Below are 22,417 nucleotides of genomic sequence, written 5' to 3'. Positions count from 1 at the left end.
ACCATGTTTCCCGTCGAGCTGCGCGGTACGCGAGCGCAGACGCTCATGTGGGCCAACGAGCACGAGATCGAGCAGTCAGCACTGCGCCAGCTTCGCAATATCGCGAACTTGGAGTGGGTGTACGGACTGCGCGTGATGCCCGATGTGCACCTGGGGAAAGGGGCGACGGTCGGGTCGGTGATCGCGATGCGTGACGCGGTGGCGCCTGCCGCGGTCGGGGTGGATATCGGGTGCGGGATGGAGAGCGTGAAAACCGATCTGACCGCCGCCGATCTGCCGGATGACCTGCGCTCGTTGCGCAGCCGGATCGAGCGCGCGGTACCGGTCGGCTTCCAGGCGCACAAGGACGCCGTGAACGTGACGAAGCTGGAGTTCGCGGGTTCCCACGGACAGGCAGCAGTCCGCGCCAACGGCTGGGCACGGTTCTGGCGTTCGTTCGCCGAGCTGCATCCCGGCGTCTCGGCACTGGAGTCCAAGGCGCACAAGCAGATCGGATCGCTGGGCGGTGGCAATCACTTCATCGAGGTCTGCCTCGACCAGGACGAGACCGTCTGGATTCTGTTGCACTCCGGTTCGCGCAATATCGGCAAGGAACTGGCCGAGCGGCACATGGCGGTGGCGCGTGCGCTGCCGCACAACCAGTCGCTGCCGGATCGGGATCTGGCCGTCTTCGTCTCCGGGACAGCGGAAATGGACGCCTACCGGCGTGACCTCAGCTGGGCGCAGGAGTACGCCGCGCGCAATCGCGCGGTGATGCTGTCGCTGGTGTGCGGTGCGGTGCGTGACGAATTCGCCGGGCGGGAAGTGCGTTTCGACGAGCCCATCTCCTGCCACCACAACTATGTGGCCGAGGAGATCATCGACGGCGTGCCGATGCTGGTGACCCGGAAGGGTGCGGTGCGAGCCGGATCCGGTGAACTCGCGCTGATTCCGGGATCGATGGGTACGCGGTCGTATGTGGTGCGGGGCAAGGGGAATCCCGCTTCGTTCCAGTCGGCCTCGCACGGTGCGGGGCGGCGGTTGAGCCGCTCGGCCGCCAAGAGGCAGTTCACGGTCGCCGATCTGGTCGCTCAGACCGAGGGCGTGGAATCGCGCAAGGACGCGGGCGTGGTCGATGAGATCCCGGCCGCGTACAAGGACATCGATCAGGTGATCGCGGCGCAGGCCGATCTGGTCGATGTGGTGGCGACGCTGCGTCAGGTGCTGTGTGTGAAGGGCTGATTCATCGTCGGCGCAGGGTGCCGCCACACCCGCGCCGACGAGCCGGGTTTTCGCCGTCGAATGATGCGACAGCCACCCGAACGCGGCGAGCCGTCTGTGTTGCCCATCGAACCTGTCGGACGTGTGCGGCACGATAGGCGCATGACCTCACCCGCAGGCAACGATGTGCTCGACCTGACGGCTCCCGACCTGCGCGAACGAGCCGAGGAGCTGCTCCGCGAGCTTGCCGGGCCCGATGCGCGGTTGCGGGAGGATCAGTGGATCGCGATCGAAGCGCTGGTGGTGGCGCGCAGGCGGGCGCTGGTGGTGCAGCGGACCGGGTGGGGAAAGTCGGCGGTGTACTTCATCGCGGCCAAGTTGTTGCGGGGGGCCGGGCGTGGGCCGACGGTGATCGTGTCGCCGCTGCTGGCGTTGATGCGCAACCAGGTGGCGGCCGCCGAGCGGGCCGGGGTGGTGGCGGCCACGATCAACTCGGGCAATGTCACCGAGTGGGACGAGATCCATCAGCGGGTGGCCGACGGCGAGGTCGATGTGCTGTTGGTGAGTCCGGAACGGTTGAACAATCCGGACTTTCGCGATCAGGTGCTGCCCCGTCTGGCCGCCGACGCCGGGCTCGTCGTCATCGACGAAGCGCACTGTGTGTCGGACTGGGGGCACGACTTCCGCCCCGACTACCGCCGGATTCGCACGCTGATCGCCGACCTGGGATCCGATGTGCCCGTGCTGGCGACCACCGCGACCGCCAACGACCGGGTGGTCACCGATGTGGCCGGGCAGATCGGCACCGACACGCTGGTGTTGCGCGGCACGCTGGATCGTGAGTCGCTGCACCTGTCGGTGGTGCGGTTCGACGACGCGGTGCAACGCACGGCCTGGCTGGGTGAACAGCTGAACCGGATGCCTGGCTCGGGCATCATCTACTGCCTCACCGTCGCCGCGGCCAACGATCTGGCCGATCTGCTGAATTCACACGGCCACACTGTCGCCGCCTACACCGGCCAGACCGACCCCGCCGAACGCGAGGTACTCGAGGCCGCGTTGCTGAACAACGAGGTCAAGGCGCTGATCGCGACGTCGGCGCTCGGGATGGGCTTCGACAAGCCGGATCTCGGTTTCGTTGTGCACGTCGGGGCCCCGTCCTCGCCGATCGCGTATTACCAGCAGGTCGGTCGCGCGGGCCGCGGCACCGAGCGCGCCGAGGTCGTCCTGCTGCCGGGCCCCGAGGACGCGCGGATCTGGAGTTACTTCGCCTCCGTCGCCTTCCCGCGTGAGCACATCGTGCGCTCGGTGCTCGCCGCGTTGGATACCGACCGGGCGTTGTCGACGGTGGCGCTCGAACCGCTCGTCGAGCTGAACCGATCGCGGCTCGAGATGGTGCTGAAGGTGCTCGATGTCGACGGTGCCGTGCGGCGGGTGCGCGGCGGGTGGCTCTCGACCGGCCAGGACTGGATCTACGACACCGAGCGCTACGAGAGCTTGGCCGCGGCCCGCGACGCCGAACAGCAAGCGATGATCGACTATCAGTCGACGGCTACGTGCCGGATGACCTTCCTGCGCCGCCAACTCGACGACCCCGGCCTGGCCGGGCCGGCGACAGCCGACCTCGATTGCGGCCGCTGCGACAACTGCACCGGCACCCGCCCCGACACCACCGTCGACGACGCCGCGATCGCCGCCACCCGAGCCCGCCTCGACCGGCCCGGCCTCGACCTCGCCCCCCGCAAACAGTGGCCGAGCGGCATGGCGAAATTGGGAATCCCCTTGTCGGGCAAGATCTCCGGCGGCGCCGAAACCGGCCGCGTACTCGGCCGGCTCACCGATCTCGGCTGGGGTATGCGTTTGCGCACCCTGCTCGACGCCCCCGACGCACCGGTACCCGACGCGGTCTTCGACGCCTGCATCGCGGTGCTCCGCGACTGGACCTGGAACACCCGTCCCACCTCGGTGCTCGCCCTCGAATCCCCCCGCTACCCCCAGCTCACCACCAGCCTCGCCGCACGCCTGGCCCAGATCGGCAGGCTCGACAACCTCGGCACCCTCCACACCAGACCCGACCGCCCCCCGGTCTCGGCGGCGAACTCCGCCCACCGCGTGGCCGGGCTGTTCGACTCCTGGGAGGTCCCCGACCTCTCCGGGGTCGATGGCCCGATCCTGCTCGTGGACACCCTCACCGACACCGGCTGGACCATGACCGTCGCCGCCCACGCCCTGCGCACCAGCGGCGCCGACGCTATCCTCCCCTTCGCGCTGGCGACCCCCACCTGACCCGCCCACACACCAAAAGCCCAACACGCCGCCCAGATTGTGTGCGCCCACCATCACCAGTGCTTGAATGCGCCTATGACCAGGACCACATTTGCTCGAACCCTGATGGCCGTTGCCGCGGGCTGTGCGGCCGGATTCACTGTCTTGACCGTTCCCGCCCAGGCGTCGAACGAGAACCCCCTCGACTGCGCCGGCGTCCCCGGCGCTCAGGCCGCCGCCGACCGCGAGAGCGCCATCCGCGGCATCGCCATCACGCCGCTGTGCTTCAGCGGCGGCCTCTACAGCGGCGTTCACGCAGGCATCCCGCTGGCCGTGCTCAACCCGCTGACCATGCCCGGCACCGCGAGTGTGTGTGTCGCGGAACGCGAAACCGTCGAGGCGGCAGCCAGATTCGAATGGACCGACCGGGTCCATGTCATGCCGATGTGCATCCAGAACCGGGCGTTCGGCGTCTACGAACTGTAGTTCCGCCCCGAACGTAGCGGTCCGCACGGAGTCGATCCGTGCGGACTCTTTTGCCTCTTGTTTTATACGTATACATCTACTTATAGTGAGTCCTGTTCCTGATGTTCCGCTAACTACACGCCGCCGGCCGAGAACAGCCGCTGGTAGCGAACAGCCGCACTACGACGCAGGTCCGCTCCCCGTCGGGAGCGGGCCTGCTCGTCTATCGTTGGGCGGGTGGCCAAGTCTGCGGCGCCCGCGATCGAACTATCGGTGGGTGAGCACACGGTGCGGGTCAGCAATCCCGACCGCGTGTACTTTCCCGAGCTCGGCGTGACCAAGCTCGACCTGGTGCAGTACTACCTGAGCGTCGGGGACGGGATCGTCAACGCCTTGCGGGATCGCCCCTGCATGCTGCACCGATTTCCCAAGGGGCTACCCGGTGGGAAGGTGCACCAGAAGCGGGTGCCCGCGGGTGCGCCGGACTGGATTCCGACGGTGCGCGTGCATTTTCCGCGCTATGGCAGGCATGCCGACGAGCTGTGTGTGCACAAGCTCGCGGACGTGATCTGGGCTGTGCAGATGTCCACGGTGGAGTTCCATCCCTGGAATTCGCGGGCTTGTGATACCGAGTCGCCCGACGAATGGCGCATCGACCTCGATCCGATGCCGGACTGCCCGTGGTCGCGGGTGCAGCGGGTCGCCGGGGTGGTGCACGAGGTACTCGACGAGCTCGGAGCCATCGGCTGGCCGAAGACCTCGGGTGGGTCCGGGCTGCATGTGTATGTGCGGATCGCGCCGGAGTACGGGTTCGGGCAGGTCCGACGGGCGGCGCTCGCGTTCGCGCAGGAGGTGCAGCGACGCGCGCCCGAGGATGTGACAACGGCCTGGTGGCGCAAGGACCGCGATCCCGCGCAGCTGTTCGTCGACTACAACCAGAACGCGCGCGACCACACCATCGCCGCCGCCTACTCCGTGCGGGGTGTACCGGAAGCGACCGTGTCGACCCCGGTTCGCTGGACCGAGATCGACGACATCGCGCCGCGCGACTTCACCATCGCGACCGTGCCTGCGCGATACGCCGAGCTCGGCGACCTACAGGCCGACATGGACCAGGCTGTCTTCGACATCGCACCCCTGCTGGAACTGGCCGATCGGCACGGCGTCGAAGAGCCCGTCGACCTCGACGAATCGTGAGCCGTCCCGGCTGAGGCCACCCGAGACCGCGAGGCGGCGGACCGCGGGCCGATGAGCGTCACGACCAGCCGATCGCCGTGCGCACCAGACGAAACCGCGGTCGAGGACCGCGCGCCGGGACGGGACAGGGAGGGTGCGGCGGCGCCGTCGACAGCGACGAGGAAGAATCAGAGTCCGGTACCGCGCGCGGGACCGATGACAGCGCTCGAGCCGCGCAGTGCGGCGCAGACAGCCGATCGACCCAGGAGGTCTCTGTGCAGGAATCCGCGACCACGATCGCGATCGCCCCGGATCATTCGGCGCCGCGCTTGCTCGAGAAAGCGGTCGTCGGAGCGGGCGCTCGGGTCGGTGAGCTCGCGGAAGCCGACGCACTGATCTGGACCGGTGAACCCGGCGATTTTCCGGCGACCCTGCCGTCGTCGGTGCGCTGGGCGCAGTTGCCCGCCGCGGGGATCGAGGACTTCTTCGACGCGGGCGTGTTCACCGCGCATCCCGACGTGCTGTTCACCTCCGCGGCAGGGGCGTTCTCGCACAGTGTCGCCGAACACGCGCTGATGATGCTGCTGGCCGGGGTGCGGTATCTGCCCGAGCAGTTGCGGGCGACGTCGTGGCAGCAGCGCGAGTTCTTCCCGCACATCGGGTCGTTGCGCGGGAAGACCGTGACGATCGTCGGCGCGGGTGGGATCGGGTGCGCGTTGATCCCGATGCTGGCTCCGCTCGGCGCCCATGTGATCGCGGTGAACCGGTCGGGACGCCCCGTGCGCGGTCACGGCATTCCCGCCGATGTCGAGACGGTGCCCACCGATCAGCTCACCCGGGTGTGGTCGCATACCGATCATGTGGTGGTCGCGGCACCGGCGACGGCGCAGACCCGCCACCTCATCGGCGCGGACGAACTGTCCAGGCTCAAGCCCTCGTCGTGGGTGATCAATGTGGCCCGTGGCAGCCTGATCGACACCGACGCACTGGTCGACGCACTGACCCGCGGGTTGATCGGTGGCGCCGGACTCGACGTCACCGACCCGGAACCGCTGCCCGACGGGCACCCGCTGTGGACCTTGCCGAACGCGATCATCACTCCGCACGATTCCAACCCGCCACAGCTGCGGTTGGCGGCGTTCGCCGATCATGTCGGCGCGAATGTGGCGCGGTTCGTCGCGGGTGAGCCGTTGGCGGCGATTATCGAGACCTCGCGGGGTTACTGAGGGATCCGGCTGCTCACCCAGCGGCGATCCGGCTGCGTATCGTTCGTCGCCGTAGTAGGTCTTCGGGCCGGAATCGTCACCACACGCGGCCGCGGAGGTAAAGACGAGCGGCCGCCGGCGCCGTCGTGAGTATTCGCGCGCGCCGCCTGATATCGGACATGACAGCTCCCTTCGACGGGGTCAGTCCTGAACGTAGAAGGGTTGGCCGACCCGAGCGTCCGCCGAAATACTCAACTGAGGTGCTCATCAGCGGCAAAGATTCCATTCGGAGGTATGAGGGTTGATCGGCACGCCGGAATCGGACACCGCGGGTTAGGCTGTCCCCGTCCTGGTTCGGTAAGGATGGGATCGGCAATGGGATGGACCTTCACCGCTGACGAATTCGCGCACGTCTGGCGGGAATCGGGTCAGGACCGCATGCCGTTTCCGCTGCGCGTGCTCGAGTCACCGCACACCGAGAACGACGCGGCCCGATTACGCGCGGGGCTGCACGACCGACTACCCGGGGGCGACCCCGACCTCGCCGCCTGCCTGCGAATCATCGCCGAACCGCACGCCAGGATCGTGCTGGTCGGCGGCGCCCATACTCCCGGCAGCGAAATCCGGCTACTCGCCTGCGCGGTCTACGACCACGCGGTGCTGGTAGTGCAAGATCCGAGTACCCGGCCCGATTACGGTGGCAGCGTTCGTGTTTCGATCGGGCATAGTGCGGGGATCGGCGCCCGCGTAGCGGCTTGTCTGCCCGATACCCCGCCCGGACGCGAACCCGCGCGCGAGGCCGCGACCGACGCGGTGCGCGACGAGGAAACCGTGCTCGCGACCCATCCCGCCGTGCCACGTATCCAGCGATTATTGCGCAGGCCGCACACAGCCGAGGGCCACATTCGCATCGAAACCGGGCTCGACCGTCCGGTACCGAACCCGCCGGTGCACTACAGCTGGATCGACGTGGCAGGCGATGGTCGCTACCTGCTACGCGCGGGCGAAACCGTGCACGTGGTGCCCGCGTCCACTGGGCAACTCGCCGCGCAGTTACAGCGCAGGTTGGTGCCGGCGCACAGTTCGCACAGCAGAAGGTCCGGCTAACCTGGACTCCACCGCATCATCTGGAGGGGAGACGCGATGACGATCGAGAGCAGCAGAGCCGATATCTCCCGGTTCCGCAGTGCCGCCGCGGCGGGGACACTGACGTTCGATCCCGATGCCGCGCGCCGGTGTGCCGACCTCTACGAACAGCAGGCCGAGCACCTCGCCCAGCTGCGTCAGGGGCTCGAGAACGCCGCCGAGACAGCGGGGTTCGGCGGGTTCGTCTCCGCCCAGCAGTTGCAGGCGGGCTTCGCCCACAAGGCACGCGACGCCGCCGAACTGCTCGACCGCTATATCGAGGCGGCCTACCGGATGAAAGAGGCGTTCCTGCTCAGCGCCGGCCTCTACGAGGAAGCCGACGCCGCCGCGGCCGCCGCCCTGCGCGCCGTCGATACGAGGGTGCGCGGATGAGCACCGACCCCACCTACATCAGTGCGATGGAACATTTCGAATCCATGCCGCACGAACAGATCTACACGCGCGCCCAGCAGATCGATGCCGGTGCCATTCTCGGTGCGTCGATGACCTGGCTGGAGACCGCCGCTACCCTCACCACCTCGATGCCGCTGACCAAATCCGGCGCCGACCGGGTGATCAACGACACCGGCTGGTCCGGCACCGCCGCCGATGCGGCCGCCGCGAGTACCCGCAGCTTCGCCGCCTCCATCGACGAACTCGCCGTGGTGATGGCCGAAGTCGGCGCTCGTCTCGGTGGTGTCGCCGCGGCCGCCGAGGCGGTGAAGCTGGCCGTGGTCGCGCCGGGCGGGTCGGGGCCGATCGGGGCGATCGCCCGTCTGCTCGAGTCCGCGCAGGTGATCGACGCGCAGATGGCGGCCGAGGCGCTGCGCCAGGAAGCGGTGCTGGCGATGAACATGATCTACAAGCCGGCGTATTCGCTTGCCGGAATCGGTGTCCCGGCGTTGCCCACCGCACCGGGGGAGACGCCATCGCCCTCGGACCGAGGTGGTTCATCCTCGCCGGGCAACGGGTCGACTCCGAGCCCCGGCACGAACCCCTCCGCGCCACAGGACGATACGCCGGAGTCGGCGCAGGAACCGGAATCCGGCGCGGCGCCCGGTGATGCACCGGCACCAGGCGCCACTGTGACGCCAGGCGAAGACCCCGCACCCCGAACTCCCGCACCGTCGGAAATCCCTGCGCCCCAAGGTCAGGGCTCCACTCCCCAGCCTCCGACACCCGAGACCCCCGCCCCCACTACCGAAGTGCCCGCGCCGTCTACCGAACCACCCGCTCCCACCACCGAGCCGCCCACGCCATCTTCCGAATTACCTGTGCCCACCACCGAAGCGCCCGCGCCGTCTACCGAACCACCCGCTCCCACCACCGAGCCGCCCGCACCATCTTCCGAACCACCCGCTCCCACCACCGAAGCGCCCGCACCATCTTCCGAAGCGCCCGCACCCACCACCGAAGCGCCCGCACCATCTTCCGAAGCGCCCGCACCCACCACCGAAGCGCCCGCACCGTCTACCGAACCACCCGCTCCCACCACCGAGCCGCCCGCACCATCTTCCGAACCACCCGCTCCCACCACCGAAGCGCCCGCACCATCTTCCGAAGCGCCCGCACCCACCACCGAAGGACCCGCACCCACTACTGAAGTGCCTGCGCCATCCACCGAACAGCCCGCTCCACAGAGCCAGGGCCCGACCATTCCACCGTCGAGTTCGCCCAGCGAGGCACCCGCTCCCCCGCTCACGCAGCCGAACCAGCCACCAACACAGCAGGATTCGAATCCGCCGACACCGAAGCCCCCGACCGTAGAAACCCCGCGGCCGACCGAAGCCCCCGCACCGACATCGGAACAACCGGCCTCACCGGCACCACCCGGCCGCCAAGCGCCACAACCACTTCCGCTACCAGGCATGCCCGACATGTCCGACCCGGGCGGACAGCCCGGTGTCACCGGCCCAGTTCCCGGGTCCGACGTGTCACCGTCACAGCCCGCCACACCCAAGGCGCGGCCGCCCGAGACCGATCAGCCCGGAGTAGTCCCGCAGCAGTAGATCGCCGAAGCCGGTACGTCAGCGAGCCTCTCCCTCGGAGTACCCGGGACCTCCCAGCCACACCCACAAACCCCAGGCCAGCCACCCCGCACACCAGCCACACCCACATCCCTTGGGCCAGCCCCGCACACCAGCCACACCCACATACCTTGGGCCGGCTACCCGCACCAGCCACACCCACTACATTGGGCCGACTACCCGCACCAGCCACACCCACATACCTTGGGTCGGCTATCCGCACCAGCCACACCCACTACATTGGGTCGGCTACCCACACCGGCCACGCCCACATACCCTTGGGCCGGCTACCCGCACCAGCCACACCGTCAAACCTTGGGCTGCCACCCGCCACACCGTCAATCCTCGAATCCGCCATGACCGCACTCCCAGCCACCACCCGCGACCCCTAGGAGCGGCGGCCACGAAGTGGCCGGTCCGCGGCCGGGTCGCCGGTCAGGCGCCGGTGCGCAGGCGACGAAGGAGCAAGCACCGGCGCCTGACCGGCGACCCCTTGGGGCCGCGGACACGCGCGCGCCAGCGCGCCAATAAACACAGCGTCAGACCTTGACCAGATCGTCCGCGTGGATCACCGGACGTTGCATCGTGTCAGGGAGATCAGTCGTCGAGCGGCCGAGCATGGAGGTGAGTTCGGTGCTGTCGTATTCGATGACGCCACGGGCGACGACCTCGCCGTCGGGGCTGACCAGGTCGACCACGTCGCCGCCGAAGAAGCGGCCGCGGATGCCGGTGATTCCCGCGGCCAGCAGGGAATGGCGCTGGGCTACCGCGTCGACCGCGCCTGCGTCGAGCATGACCGCGCCACGGGGGTCGGCGGCGTGGCGGACCCAGAACTTACGGCCGGACAGGCGGATCGGGCGGGCGGCGAAGGCGGTACCCACCCTGCCGTCGGTGAGGGCCGACGAGGCATCGGCGGCCGAGGCCAGCAGGACGGGGATGCCCGCGTCGGCGGCGAGGCGGGCGGCGGAGAGTTTGGAGGCCATGCCGCCGGTGCCGAGCGCGCCACCGCTGCCCGCGATGACACCGTCGAGGTCGGCGCTGCCGCGCACCTCGGGGATGAAGTTGGCGGCACCCTTGCGCGGGTCACCGTCGTAGAGCCCAGCCACATCGGACAGCAGGATCAGGGCGTCGGCACCGACCAGATGCGCCACCAGGGCCGCGAGGCGGTCGTTGTCGCCGAACCGGATCTCCTCGGTGGCGACGGTGTCGTTCTCGTTCACCACCGCGATCGCGCCGAGCGAACGCAACCGGTCGAGGGTGCGCTGAGCGTTGCGGTGATGCTCGCGGCGGGCGAAATCGTCGGCGGAGAGCAGGACCTGGCCGACGGTGCGGTGATAGCGGGCGAACGACGTACCCCAGGCATGAGCGAGGGCCAGCTGGCCGACGCTGGCCGCGGCCTGCTTGGTCGCCAGGTCCTTGGGCCGCTTCGACAGGCCGAGCGGTGCGAGTCCCGCACCGATCGCGCCCGAGGACACGACCACCACATCCGAACCGGCCCGCATCCGCGCTTCGACCGCGTCGGCCAGCAGATCGAGTCGGCCGGTGTCGAGCCCGCCTTCGAGGCTGGTCAACGCCGACGAACCGATCTTCACCACGACGGTGCGCGCCGACACGATCGCCGCGCGTCCCTGACTCAGCTCCGAACCCACCTGCATCGTTCAACTCCCTGCACCACGATCACCGAGCTACCTCGCCAACCCATCGCAGTATGCCGATCCAATGGTCTTGTCCGACAGCGAATTTCGCCGGACGCGACCACTCTCACTCTTTTCGTTCGCCGTTTTCGTCGAGCAGACCACGCCGCGCCTGCGAGGCGAGCTTGCGCTCGGCCGCACCGATACGGTCGTTGGTCTCCAGTCGCAGGTCGGTACCGCGGCCGGTCGGCTGCATATCGACACCCGCCGAGATCATCGGCTCCCATTCGAAGGTGACACCGGCGATGGTGACCGGGCAACCCGGCTGCGCACCCTGCTTGACCAGCTCGGCTTCGACACCCAACCGCGCCAGCCGGTCGGCCAGATAGCCGACGGCCTCGTCGTTGTTGAAGTCGGTCTGCCGGATCCAGCGCTCGGGGCGAGTGCCGCGCACGATGAAGCCACCCGCCTCCTCCGGGTCGGCGATGACGCTGAAACCGGTCTCGTCGGTCGCGATCGGGCGGATGATGGTGCGCTTGGGCGCGGCCTTGGGGTGATCCTCGCGATACTGACGAACCATGTCGGCCAGCGCGAAAGTCAACGGGCGCAGGCCCGCGCGGCTCACGGCGGAGATCTCGAACACCGGCCAGCCACGTTCGGCGAACTCGGCGGACACCATTTCGGCCAGCTCGGCCGCATCGGGCACGTCGGTCTTGTTGAGGATCACCACGCGCGGGCGGTCGGCCAGATCGCCGAGGCTGGCGTCACCGGACAAAGCGGGCTTGTAGGCGGCGAGCTCGGCTTCGAGCGCGTCGACGTCGGAGACCGGGTCGCGGCCGGGTTCCAGGGTCGCACAGTCGACGACGTGGGCGAGCACCGCGCAGCGTTCGATGTGGCGCAGGAAGTCCAGGCCGAGGCCGCGGCCTTCGCTGGCGCCGGGGATCAGGCCGGGCACGTCGGCGATGGTGAAGGTCGTGTCGCCGGACAGCACGACGCCCAGGTTGGGAACCAGCGTGGTGAACGGATAATCGGCGATCTTCGGCTTTGCCGCGGACAGCACCGAGACCAGCGACGACTTGCCCGCGGACGGGAAACCGACCAGTCCGACGTCGGCGACCGACTTCAGCTCGAGAACGACATCGACCTCGTCGCCCTCTTCACCGAGCAGCGCGAAACCGGGCGCCTTGCGGGCCTTCGACGCCAGCGAGGCGTTGCCGAGGCCACCGCGGCCGCCACGGGCGATGATGAATCGGTTGCCCGCGCCGACGAGGTCGCAGACCACCTTGCCGTCGTCATCGACGACGACCGTGCCGTCGGGGACCTGCAGCACCAGATCGGCGCCGTTCTTGCCCTCGCGGTTGCTGCCCTCGCCCGGCTTGCCGTTGCCTGCCTTGGCGTTGGGGTGGAAGTGGAAATCGAGCAGGGTGTGGACGTTGGCGTCGACCTCGAGGATCACGTCGCCACCGCTGCCGCCGTTGCCGCCGTCGGGCCCGCCGAGCGGCTTGAACTTCTCACGATGCACCGAGGCGCAACCGTGTCCACCTCTACCGGCACGAACATGCAGCACGACGCGGTCGATGAATTTGGACATGGATTGATCATCCTCCTTGTGCACCAAAGAGCGGGTCAGGGAATCAACCCTGACCCGCTCTGGTGTCTGTGGGGAGCGAAAGCTCCAGGCGGTCAGGCCTGGACCGGCTCCGGTACGACGATGTTGACGGTCTTACGGCCACGCTTGGTGCCGAACTCGACCGCGCCCGCCTCGAGGGCGAACAGCGTGTCGTCGCCACCACGGCCGACGTTCACGCCCGGGTGGAAGTGGGTTCCACGCTGACGGACCAGGATCTCGCCCGCGCTGACCTTCTGGCCGCCGAAGCGCTTCACGCCGAGGCGCTGTGCGTTCGAATCGCGGCCGTTCCGGGAGCTGGATGCGCCCTTCTTATGTGCCATTGCTTCGTCTCCTCGGGAAAATTCTTACTTGATGCCGGTGACCTTGATGACCGTCAGCGGCTGACGGTGACCCTGGCGCTTGTGGTAGCCGGTCTTGTTCTTGAACTTGTGGATCCGGATCTTCGGGCCCTTGGTCTGGTCGATGACCTCAGCGGCCACGGAGATCTTGGCCAGCTTGTCGGCGTCGGTGGTCAGATCGGCGCCGTCGACGACGAGAACCGGGGTCAGCGCCACGGCGGTGCCGACGGGACCCTCGATCTTCTCGACCTTCACCAGGTCACCGACCGCGACCTTGTACTGCTTTCCGCCGGTCTTGACGATTGCGTACGCTGCCATCGGTCGGCTTCCTCCACTCACATTGGTCCTGCACATGTCCACGCCGCAGCTGCGACGCGTATTCCTGGGCTCATCCCCGCAAGAGCGGGGGAAGAACGTTTGCTGCCTGCGGTATACACCCGGCCTGTTCGGCCAGATGCTCAATCACTGGGCAGCGACCGACCTAGGTTACCAGAGCGGTATCCACTCCCCCAATTCGGCCGGTCAGGGCCCGAATCGAGGGCTTGCGTGCGCGGACGAATCCGCGCACGCAAGCGTCGGGTTACTTCGGTTCGGCGGCCGGAGCGCCCGCGGGACGACCCACGGCGCGACGGCGCGGCTTGCGTTCCGGGACGACCACCGGCTCCGCGGCGAAGTCCACGACAGCCGCTGCGGGCGGCTGTTCATTCGCCGTCAGGACGAACACGGCTCCCGTGCTGTCCGGTGCGGGCGCTGCCGTCGACCGGGCTACGCGACGCCTACGAGGTGCCCGCGGTGCGGGTTCCTCGGCGGCCGGAGCCGGTTCGGGCTGTGACGTCTCGGGCTGCGCGGCCTCGACGACCGGAGTCTCGGCGACCGCGGCGGTATCGGCGGGCGCCGCGCTCACCACTTCCTCCTCGACCTCGGCGGCCTCGGGCTCTGCCTCCCCGGAGATGACCCCGGTGAGCGGACCCTCGGTGCTCGGCTCGGTATTCGCGGCAGCGGCACCACGACCCGACCGGCGCGACCGCGACCGTGAGCGCGACCTGGTCGGCTCGGCGGGCGCTTCCTCGACGACCTCGGTGTGCTCGTCGGTGTGCTCGTCGTCGTGATGACCTGCCATCGCCAGCACCACCGGGTGGGCTCGCTTGACCGCGATGTCCTCCTCGGTGTGTTCGGCGGCCGGGGCGGTGCCGTTGGTCGCCGGTGCCGCGGTGGCGGCGGGCTTGTCGCGGTCCTTGCCGCGGCGACGGCGCGAACCGCCCTCCTTCGAACGCGGCTCCTCGACGCCGGACCCGGCATCCACCGGGTAGGAGTGCACGAGGATCCCGCGACCGTGGCAGTGCTCACAGGTGGTGGAGAACGCCTCGACCAGTCCGGTGCCCAGCTTCTTGCGGGTCATCTGGACCAAGCCCAGCGAGGTGACCTCCGATACCTGGTGCCGGGTGCGGTCGCGGCCGAGCGCCTCGGTGAGACGACGCAGCACCAGGTCACGGTTGGATTCGAGGACCATGTCGATGAAGTCGACGACGATCATGCCGCCGATATCGCGCAGCCGCATCTGGCGCACGATCTCTTCGGCCGCTTCCAGGTTGTTCTTGGTGACGGTCTCTTCGAGGTTCGACGAGCCCGAGCCGGTGAACTTGCCGGTGTTGACGTCGACGACGGTCATCGCCTCGGTGCGGTCGATCACCAGCGTGCCGCCCGAGGGCAGCCACACCTTGCGATCGAGGGCCTTGGCCAGTTGCTCGTCGATCCGGAACGCGTCGAACACGTCGACACCGTTGTTCTCGTGCCGGTTGACCCGCCCCAGCAGGTCGGGCGCCACGGTGCGGACGTAGGTCTCGACGGTGCTCCACGCGCGGTCACCCTCGATGACCAGTTTGGCGAAGTCCTCGTTGAACAGGTCGCGGATGACCTTGACCAGCATGTCGGGCTCTTCGTAGAGCGCCTTCGGTGCGTTGGTCTCCTTGGCGGCGGCCTCTTCGATGGTGCGCCAGGCGGCCTGCAGCCGCTCGACGTCGCGCGCCAGTTCGGGCTCGCTGACACCCTCGGACGCGGTCCGGATGATCACCCCGGCGTCGGACGGGACGATCTCGCGCAGGATCTCCTTGAGCCGCTTGCGCTCGGTATCGGGCAGCTTGCGGCTGATCCCGGTGGAGGTGCCACCGGGCACGTACACCAGGAAGCGACCGGCGAGCGAGATCTGGGTGGTCAGGCGGGCGCCCTTGTGCCCGACCGGGTCCTTGGACACCTGCACCAGCACCTGATCGCCGGGCTTGAGCGCCTGTTCGATCTTGCGCTCGCGGCCACCGAGACCGGCGGCCTCCCAGTTCACCTCACCGGCGTAGAGCACACCGTTGCGGCCGCGGCCGATGTCGATGAACGCCGCTTCCATGCTGGGCAGCACGTTCTGCACCTTGCCGAGGTAGACATTGCCCACCATCGACGCCTGACCGGAACTGGTCACGAAGTGCTCGACGAGGATGTTGTCCTCCAGGACCGCCACCTGGGTGGTGGTCTGGTGGCCCGGCGCGTGTTCGGCGGGGTCGAATGCCTTCTCGCGCACGACCATCACCCGGTCGACCGCCTCGCGGCGGGCCAGGAACTCCGACTCGGTCAGGATCGGCGGACGGCGACGCCCGGCTTCCCGGCCGTCACGGCGACGCTGACGCTTGGCTTCCAGGCGGGTGGAGCCCGAAATGCCCTGCACTTCGTCGGAGTTGCTCGAGCTGGAACGGCCGCGGCTCTTGTTGCGGGGTTCGCGCTCGTGCACGACGGTGTTCGGCGGATCGTCCTCGGTCGCCACCTCGGCGTCGGCGGAGTCACCGCCGACCTTGCGACGGCGGCGGCGACGGCGGCGACGGCTCGTGCCATCGGCGGATCCGTCTTCGTCCTCGGTCTCGGATTCGGTGTCTTCGGCCTGTTCGGCCTCGTCGGTGACCTGCTCGGCCGGCTGCTCGGCCTCGTCGGTGTCGTCGTCCTCGGTGTCGGACTCGTTGTCCTCGCCGTCGGCGGACTGCTCGCCACGACCGCGACCGCGGCCACGACGGCCACGACGGCGGCGACGCGGCTGGCCGTCGGCGTCGTGGTCACCGGACTGATCGGCGGACTCGTCCTCGACCTCGGCGTCGAGCTCCTCGGCCTGCGCGACGGGCTCCGCGACGGGCGGTGCGGCGGGCTCTTCGGTCCGCTGGGGAGTCCGCTCGGCGCGACGGCGCTTGCGGGCTTCCTCGGCGGCGGTGGCGTCCGGCGGGAGGAACAGCGGCATACCCACCGAGGCGGGCGCCTCGAAGGTCACCGGTTCGGCCCGCACGGGGGTTTCGGACACCCGGTGGGTGAACAGATCGGTGTGCGCGTCCTCGCGCATCGCGGCGAACACCTCGTCGGTGCGCGCGACGTGCGGCGCGGAGAACAGCGACGCGGGCGCCGCTGACGTGTCGGCCGGCTGCTCGGCGACAGGTGTGGACGCGGCACGTTTCTTCGCGCGCGTCGTGGGTGCGGGTGCTGCGGATTCGTCGGGGGCGCCGGGTTCGGCGTCAGCGGCGGCGATCGCGTCGCGCACCGTTTCGGCGACCGAGCGGTCGACATTGGATTGAACGCTGCGCGCCTCGGCGCCCAATTCTGCCAGTTTGGCCAGGATGCGTTTGCTGGTCACTCCCAACCGTTTGGCCAGTGCATGAACTCGAATTCGCTCCGGCAATTGATCGGCATCCTGTTGTGTTGTGTCCAGCGGCTCTTTTTCGGCCACGAAGTCTCCTCGGGCCCCCGGGCGCGTCCATCCCCGGTACGGGAGTGACGCGGCCGACGCGGGGGCATCGTCCGTGCACCTCGTACCCGATGGTACGAGGGTCATCTGGTCTCGCCCCGCGTGTCCGGTCGCACCTTGATCGATCGTCTGGCGCGCCAACCGGTCACACGGCGCCTGGCTGTACGGCGTGGCACCGCGCTTTCGAGCGCTCATCCAGCGTGCCTGCGCGGGCAACCCCAGCAACAGGGTCGTCCGTGGCAGCGATGATCGGCATCAACCGCGGTGTCATCCGGTCATGTCCGACACCGCGTCACGTACCTGCGCGACAGGTCGGCGTCGAACACATCCATTGTCAGTATCCCATACGGTTCGCGCGGGGATCGCCATCGGCGCAACTCACGCGAACTCCGCCCCGCTCACGACCGTCGTTTTACCCGGCGGATCCAGCGAGCGAGGGCGACCCGGCCGAGCGGAGTCCGATACCGCCTGACCGGGTGTCCAACTACTGCTGACCGATGCGGGTCAGGCGGGAAATTCGGGGAACCAGAGGGCGATCTCGCGCTTGGCGGACTCGGGCGAGTCGGATCCGTGGACCAGGTTGAACTGGGTCTCCAGGCCGAAGTCGCCACGGATGGTGCCGGGCACGGCCTTCTCCACCGGGTCGGTGCCACCGGCGAGCTGACGGAACGCCGCGATCGCGCGCGGGCCTTCGAGCACGGCCGCGACGACCGGGCCGGAGGTGATGAATTCGATGAGCGAGCCGAAGAAGGGCCGCTCGGCATGTTCGGCGTAGTGCTCGGCCGCGAGTTCCGCGGACACGTTCTTCAGCTCCAGCGCCTGGAAGGTGAGGCCCTTGCGCTCGATGCGCGCGAGGATCTCGCCGGTGAGGCCCCGGGAGACACCGTCCGGCTTGATGAGTACCAAAGTCTGCTCAGTCACGGGGTAACCCTAGCGTCGGCCGGGTCAGCACGCCGATCGGGCCCTCGAGCCGTCAGGGCTTCGGATGGGTTCGCTGGCTGGGGAGTAGGCCTGCGTACCCGGCAACCGTCAGGGCTTCTTCTGGGTTCGCTGGCTGGGGAGTAGGCCTGCGTCCATGCGTCGCTGGACGTCCGAGCGCAGGATCAGGATGAACGCCCATACCGCGATGAACACCACCGCGATCACGCCGATCGACAGGTGGATGAACGTGCCCGCGAGCAGCAACACCTGCAGACCCAGGTTGAACGGGATCGCCCACGGCTTGCGCTGCACACCCGCGCCCAGGATCATCAGCAGCGAGAGCACCACAAGATAGGTCCCGGAAATCCAGGTGACACCGCCGCCGACATCGGCGACCACCGGCAGCGCCAGCAGGACCACGATCGCCTCGAGGACCAAGGTCCCCGCCATGACCCCGCGCAGCCCCTTCCACGGATCGTTGGCGGGCGGAGGCACTTCACTCATGCCGGAGCCTTTCCGAACAGGGCGCGCGCCGCACCCGCGGTGACGACCGACCCGGTGACGATCACACCGGCGCCGGAGATCACGTCGCCCTCGTCGCCCGCCTGCTCGGCCAGCGCGATCGCCGACTCCAGCGCGTCGGGCAGCGTATCGGCGGTGATCACCCGTTCATCGCCGAAGCGCTGCACGGCCAGGTCGGCGAGGGTGTCCACATCCATGGCCCGTGGTGAACCGTTGCTGGTGACGACGATTTCGTCGAAGACCGGCTCGAGCGCGTCGAGAATCCCGGCCGCGTCCTTGTCGGCGAGGACCGCGACCACCCCGACCAGCTTGCGGAAGTCGAACTCGCCGGTGAGCGTCGCGGCCAGCGCCTGCGCTCCCGCCGGGTTGTGGGCGGCGTCGACGAAGATGGTCGGCGCGTTGCGCATCCGTTCCATCCGTCCCGGGCTGGCCACTGTCGCGAAACCGCTGCGCACGGCCTCGATGTCGAGCTGGCGATCCGCGCCAGCGCCGAAGAAGGCTTCCACGGCGGCCAGCGCCAGCGCCGCGTTGCGGGCCTGGTGCTCACCGTGCAACGGCAGGAAGATCTCGTCGTAGACGCCGCCGAGTCCCTGCAGGGTCAGTAGCTGCCCGCCGACGGCCACGGCCCGTTCCAGCAGCCGGAACTCCGCGCCCTCGCGGGCCACCGCGGCATCCTCGGCCACGGCCCGGCGCAGCAGCACGTCCATCACCTCGGGCTCCTGCTCGGCGATCACCGCGACGGTGTCGGTCGGGATCAGCGCCTCGGGGGCGCGCTTGATGATCCCGGCCTTCTCCTTGGCGATCGACTCGAGGTCGGGACCGAGGTATTCGGTGTGGTCGAGGCCGATCGGGGTGATCACCGCGACCTGCGCGTGGATCACATTGGTGGCGTCCCAGGTGCCGCCCATGCCGGTTTCCACGACGGCCACGTCGACCGGAGCCTCGGCGAACGCGGCGTAGGCCATGCCGGTGAGCACCTCGAACTTGCTCATCGCCGGGCCGTCTGATTCGGCCGAGCGCTGGTCGATCATGCCGATATACGGTGCGAGCTCGTGATAGGTCGCCACGTAGCCGGCCGGCGAGATCGGCGCGTTGTCGATGCTGATCCGCTCGGTCGCGAGCTGCAGGTGTGGGCTGGTGATCCGGCCGGTGCGCCGGTGCAGTGCGGTGAGCAGGGCGTCGATCATCCTGGTCACCGAGGTCTTGCCGTTGGTGCCCGCGATGTGGATCGCCGGATAGTTGTTCTGCGGGTTGCCGAGCAGATCCATCAGGGTGGCGATCCTGGTGAGCGACGGCTCGATCTTGGTTTCGGGCCAGCGCTTGTCGAGTTCGGCCTCTACCAGGGCCATTTCGGCGAGGTCGACCGGTGACGGCCCGGTGTTGCGCTGGGCCGCGTGGTAGTCGCTGCCGCCGAAGTCGGCGCCTTCGGGGTCGAGGTCACCGGGGCCCATGTCGCTCACTTGGCACTCAGCTCCGCCAGGCGGGCGCCGATGCGCGTCACTTCGGCCGCGGCCACATCACGTCGCCCGGTGATCTTGTCGACGACCGGCTGCGGCGCCTTGGCCAGGAAGGCCTCGTTGCCGAGTTTGGCCGTCGTGGTGTCGAGGTCCTTCTGCGCGGCCGCGAGATCCTTTTCCAGCCTGCGGCGTTCGGCGTCGAGGTCGATCGCGCCGGAGGTGTCGAGCTGCACGGTGACGGTCGCGGTGGAGAGCCGGACCTGCACTTGCGCGGTGGTGGCGAAGTCGTCGCCCGGTTCGGTGAGGCGGGCCAGGTTGGCCACCGAGTCGGCGAACGCGCCGAGTCCGGCCTCGTCGATCCCGACGAGGGTGGCCTTCACCTTCTGCTTGTCGGCCAGCCCCTGGTCGCCGCGGAACCGGCGGATCTCGGTGATCAGCCGCTGCGTATCGGCCACTCGCTCGGCCGCGACTTCGTCGGTCGCGATGCCACTGGCCTGCGGCCACGGGGCGATCACCACCGATTCGCCGCCGGTGAGCGCCTTCCACAGCGTCTCGGTGACGAACGGGATCACCGGGTGCAGCAGGCGAAGCACCGCGTCGAGCACGCTGCCGAGCACCACCGCGGTGGCATCGGCGCGCGCGTCGGATTCGGCGAACTGCACCTTGGACAGCTCCAGGTACCAGTCGCACAGCTCGTCCCACGCGAAGTGGTAGAGCGCCTCGCAGGCCTTGCCGAATTCGTAGGCGTCGAAGGCGGTGTCGACCTCGGCGCGGACCGCGTCGAGCCGGTCGATGATCCAGCGGTCGGCGTCGGTGAGGGTTTCGCGCGGGGGCAGCTCGCCGGTGCGCGCGCCGTTCATCAGCGCGAACTTGGTGGCGTTGAACAGCTTGGTGACGAAGCTGCGCGAGGCCAGCGCGTGCGCGTCGCCGACGGAGAGATCGCCGCCGGGCTGGGCGCCGCGGGCCAGGGTGAAGCGCAGCGCGTCGGCGCCGTAGGAGTTGATCCAGTCGAGCGGGTCGATGCCGTTGCCGCGCGACTTCGACATCTTCTTGCCGTGCTGGTCGCGGATCAGGCCGTGCAGGAACACGTCTTCGAACGGGACCTGCTTCTGGCCGCCCTTACCGGCGGTGAGCACCGGATCGTCGCTGACGTACATGCCGAACATCATCATCCGGGCCACCCAGAAGAACAGGATGTCGTAGCCGGTGACGAGCACGCTGGTGGGATAGAACTTCGAGAGCTCAGGGGTCGAGTCGGGCCAGCCCATCGTCGAGAACGGCCACAGGCCCGAGGAGAACCAGGTGTCGAGCACGTCGGGGTCCTGCACCCAGCCCTCTGGTGCTTGCTCACCCGGACCGAGGCACACGATCTCGCCTTCGGGGCCGTACCAGATCGGGATGCGGTGGCCCCACCACAGCTGACGCGAGATGCACCAGTCGTGCATGTTGTCGACCCAGTCGAACCAGCGCGGTTCCTGGCTGGCCGGGTGGATCTTCACCTCGCCTTCGCGCACGGCGTCACCGGCGGCCTTGGCCAGGGTGTCGACCTTGACCCACCACTGCATCGACAGGCGCGGCTCGATCGGCTCGCCGGAGCGCTCCGAATGACCGACCTGGTGCTTGTAGGGGAACTTGCGGCCGGCGATGCGACCTTCGGCTTCGAGACGCTCGCGGATCTTGACGCGGGCCTCGAAACGGTCCATGCCGTCGAATTCGGTACCGCTGTCGGCGATCCGGCCCGTCTTGTCCATGATCGTCGGCATCGGCAGGCCGTGGCGCAGGCCGAGTTCGAAGTCGTTGGGGTCGTGCGCCGGGGTGATCTTCACTGCGCCGGAACCGAATTCGGGGTCGACGTAGTCGTCGGCGACGATCGGGATCTGGCGCCCGGTGATCGGGTGGTAGAGCGTGGTGCCGATCAACGCCTGGTAGCGCTCGTCGTCGGGGTGCACCGCCACCGCGGTGTCGCCCAGCATCGTCTCCACGCGGGTGGTGGCCACGATGACGTGCGGCTCGTCGTCGTTCAGCGAGCCGAATCGCATGCTCACGAGCTCGCCGTCGACCTCTTTGTGGTCGACCTCGAGGTCGGAGATACCGGTCTGCAGCACCGGCGACCAGTTCACCAGTCGCTCCGCGCGGTAGATCAGCCCCGAGTCGTAGAGCCGTTTGAAGATCTTCTGCACCGCGCGCGAGAGACCGTCGTCCATGGTGAAGCGGTCGCGGCTCCAGTCGACGCCGTCACCGAGGCGACGCATCTGTCCCTGGATCTGCCCGCCGGACTCGCGCTTCCAGTCCCACACCTTGTCGATGAACAGCTCACGCCCGAAGTCCTCCTTGGACTTCCCGTCGACGGCGAGCTGCTTCTCCACCACCGTCTGCGTGGCGATACCCGCGTGGTCCATGCCCGGCAGCCACAGCACCTCGTAGCCTTGCATCCGCTTGCGGCGGGTGAGCAGGTCCATGATCGTGTGGTCGAGCGCGTGGCCCATGTGCAGGGTGCCGGTGACGTTCGGCGGCGGCAACACGATCGAGTACGGCGGCTTGTCCGAGGCAGCGTCGGCGGCGAAGTATCCGGCGTTTACCCAGCCCTCGTACAGGTCGGCCTCTACCTCGCTGGGGTTCCAGCTCTTGGGCAGGGCATCGGCACGATTACGCGAGTTGTCAGGGGCTGCGCTGGTCACGTCCCAAT

General features: G+C 68.6%; 17 protein-coding genes. 8 read left to right on the top strand and 9 right to left on the bottom strand.

Annotation, left to right across the window (positions count from 1 at the left end):
• Nucleotides 1-3 precede the first annotated feature (3 nt).
• The 8 genes from ACTWPB_RS07250 (at nucleotide 4) to ACTWPB_RS07215 (ending at nucleotide 9,445) form a co-directional block, all read left to right on the top strand.
• Nucleotides 4-1,221, top strand: a complete 1,218-nt coding sequence (locus ACTWPB_RS07250; RefSeq protein WP_446224909.1) for an RtcB family protein — start codon at nucleotides 4-6, stop codon at nucleotides 1,219-1,221.
• Nucleotides 1,222-1,362: 141 nt separating this feature from the next.
• Nucleotides 1,363-3,486, top strand: a complete 2,124-nt coding sequence (locus ACTWPB_RS07245; RefSeq protein ID WP_446224908.1) for a RecQ family ATP-dependent DNA helicase — start codon at nucleotides 1,363-1,365, stop codon at nucleotides 3,484-3,486.
• Between the two features lie 75 nt (nucleotides 3,487-3,561).
• A complete protein-coding gene (locus ACTWPB_RS07240; RefSeq protein WP_446224907.1) occupies nucleotides 3,562-3,951 on the top strand; it encodes a hypothetical protein in 390 nt (129 codons plus the stop codon).
• Between the two features lie 216 nt (nucleotides 3,952-4,167).
• Nucleotides 4,168-5,127, top strand: coding sequence for a non-homologous end-joining DNA ligase (gene ligD / locus ACTWPB_RS07235; protein WP_446224906.1), 960 nt, complete (start codon nucleotides 4,168-4,170; stop codon nucleotides 5,125-5,127).
• A 254-nt stretch (nucleotides 5,128-5,381) separates the two neighbouring features.
• A complete protein-coding gene (locus ACTWPB_RS07230) occupies nucleotides 5,382-6,332 on the top strand; it encodes a D-isomer specific 2-hydroxyacid dehydrogenase family protein (RefSeq protein ID WP_446224905.1) in 951 nt (316 codons plus the stop codon).
• Nucleotides 6,333-6,686: 354 nt separating this feature from the next.
• On the top strand, nucleotides 6,687-7,418 hold the full coding sequence (locus ACTWPB_RS07225) for an ESX secretion-associated protein EspG (protein ID WP_446224904.1): 732 nt from the start codon (nucleotides 6,687-6,689) through the stop codon (nucleotides 7,416-7,418).
• 36 nt (nucleotides 7,419-7,454) lie between these two features.
• Nucleotides 7,455-7,829, top strand: coding sequence for a hypothetical protein (locus ACTWPB_RS07220; protein ID WP_446224903.1), 375 nt, complete (start codon nucleotides 7,455-7,457; stop codon nucleotides 7,827-7,829).
• Nucleotides 7,826-9,445, top strand: a complete 1,620-nt coding sequence (locus ACTWPB_RS07215) for a hypothetical protein (protein WP_446224902.1) — start codon at nucleotides 7,826-7,828, stop codon at nucleotides 9,443-9,445. The genes ACTWPB_RS07220 and ACTWPB_RS07215 overlap by 4 nt, the downstream gene beginning before the upstream one ends.
• Nucleotides 9,446-10,002: 557 nt before the next feature.
• Here the strand turns inward: ACTWPB_RS07215 and proB are convergent.
• The 9 genes from proB to ACTWPB_RS07170 all read right to left on the bottom strand — a co-directional run bounded on the left by proB (nucleotide 10,003) and on the right by ACTWPB_RS07170 (nucleotide 22,409).
• Entirely contained in the window at nucleotides 10,003-11,118 is a 1,116-nt protein-coding gene (proB, locus tag ACTWPB_RS07210) for a glutamate 5-kinase (RefSeq protein WP_446224901.1), read from the bottom strand.
• Nucleotides 11,119-11,224: 106 nt separating this feature from the next.
• A complete protein-coding gene (gene obgE, locus ACTWPB_RS07205; protein WP_062985264.1) occupies nucleotides 11,225-12,688 on the bottom strand; it encodes a GTPase ObgE in 1,464 nt (487 codons plus the stop codon).
• A gap of 92 nt (nucleotides 12,689-12,780) precedes the next feature.
• A complete protein-coding gene (gene rpmA, locus ACTWPB_RS07200) occupies nucleotides 12,781-13,047 on the bottom strand; it encodes a 50S ribosomal protein L27 (protein ID WP_056821498.1) in 267 nt (88 codons plus the stop codon).
• Between the two features lie 24 nt (nucleotides 13,048-13,071).
• Complete coding sequence (gene rplU / locus ACTWPB_RS07195) at nucleotides 13,072-13,383, bottom strand: 50S ribosomal protein L21 (protein ID WP_056821499.1); 312 nt, start codon at nucleotides 13,381-13,383, stop codon at nucleotides 13,072-13,074.
• Between the two features lie 262 nt (nucleotides 13,384-13,645).
• Nucleotides 13,646-16,813: a translation initiation factor IF-2 N-terminal domain-containing protein gene (locus ACTWPB_RS07190; protein ID WP_446224900.1), complete on the bottom strand. Its 3,168-nt coding sequence runs from the start codon at nucleotides 16,811-16,813 to the stop codon at nucleotides 13,646-13,648.
• A gap of 522 nt (nucleotides 16,814-17,335) precedes the next feature.
• The gene (gene ndk, locus ACTWPB_RS07185) at nucleotides 17,336-17,752 is read right to left on the bottom strand and encodes a nucleoside-diphosphate kinase (protein ID WP_266298471.1); all 417 of its coding nucleotides are present in this window, start codon (nucleotides 17,750-17,752) and stop codon (nucleotides 17,336-17,338) included.
• Between the two features lie 108 nt (nucleotides 17,753-17,860).
• Nucleotides 17,861-18,256, bottom strand: a complete 396-nt coding sequence (locus ACTWPB_RS07180) for a DUF4233 domain-containing protein (protein ID WP_446224899.1) — start codon at nucleotides 18,254-18,256, stop codon at nucleotides 17,861-17,863.
• Nucleotides 18,253-19,623 carry a bifunctional tetrahydrofolate synthase/dihydrofolate synthase gene (folC, locus tag ACTWPB_RS07175; RefSeq protein ID WP_446226255.1) on the bottom strand — a complete coding sequence of 457 codons (1,371 nt, stop codon included), beginning with the start codon at nucleotides 19,621-19,623 and terminating at the stop codon, nucleotides 18,253-18,255. Before folC ends, ACTWPB_RS07180 begins: the two co-directional genes overlap by 4 nt.
• Before the next feature lie 107 nt (nucleotides 19,624-19,730).
• The gene (locus tag ACTWPB_RS07170; protein WP_446224898.1) at nucleotides 19,731-22,409 is read right to left on the bottom strand and encodes a valine--tRNA ligase; all 2,679 of its coding nucleotides are present in this window, start codon (nucleotides 22,407-22,409) and stop codon (nucleotides 19,731-19,733) included.
• Nucleotides 22,410-22,417: the final 8 nt, after the last annotated feature.

Source organism: Nocardia sp. IBHARD005 (assembly GCF_052814245.1).
The sequence above is the reverse complement of the archived record's forward strand: the minus strand, read 5'-3'. Positions and strand labels throughout refer to the sequence as shown.

Coding starts and splice junctions, on each gene's coding strand:
- ACTWPB_RS07250 (WP_446224909.1), top strand. CDS start 4: ATGTTTCCCGTCGAGCTGCGCGGTACGCGAGCGCAGACGCTCATGTGG.
- ACTWPB_RS07245 (WP_446224908.1), top strand. CDS start 1,363: ATGACCTCACCCGCAGGCAACGATGTGCTCGACCTGACGGCTCCCGAC.
- ACTWPB_RS07240 (WP_446224907.1), top strand. CDS start 3,562: ATGACCAGGACCACATTTGCTCGAACCCTGATGGCCGTTGCCGCGGGC.
- ACTWPB_RS07225 (WP_446224904.1), top strand. CDS start 6,687: ATGGGATGGACCTTCACCGCTGACGAATTCGCGCACGTCTGGCGGGAA.
- ACTWPB_RS07220 (WP_446224903.1), top strand. CDS start 7,455: ATGACGATCGAGAGCAGCAGAGCCGATATCTCCCGGTTCCGCAGTGCC.
- ACTWPB_RS07215 (WP_446224902.1), top strand. CDS start 7,826: ATGAGCACCGACCCCACCTACATCAGTGCGATGGAACATTTCGAATCC.
- proB (WP_446224901.1), bottom strand. CDS start 11,118: ATGCAGGTGGGTTCGGAGCTGAGTCAGGGACGCGCGGCGATCGTGTCG.
- obgE (WP_062985264.1), bottom strand. CDS start 12,688: ATGTCCAAATTCATCGACCGCGTCGTGCTGCATGTTCGTGCCGGTAGA.
- rpmA (WP_056821498.1), bottom strand. CDS start 13,047: ATGGCACATAAGAAGGGCGCATCCAGCTCCCGGAACGGCCGCGATTCG.
- rplU (WP_056821499.1), bottom strand. CDS start 13,383: ATGGCAGCGTACGCAATCGTCAAGACCGGCGGAAAGCAGTACAAGGTC.
- ACTWPB_RS07180 (WP_446224899.1), bottom strand. CDS start 18,256: ATGAGTGAAGTGCCTCCGCCCGCCAACGATCCGTGGAAGGGGCTGCGC.
- folC (WP_446226255.1), bottom strand. CDS start 19,623: ATGGCCCTGGTAGAGGCCGAACTCGACAAGCGCTGGCCCGAAACCAAG.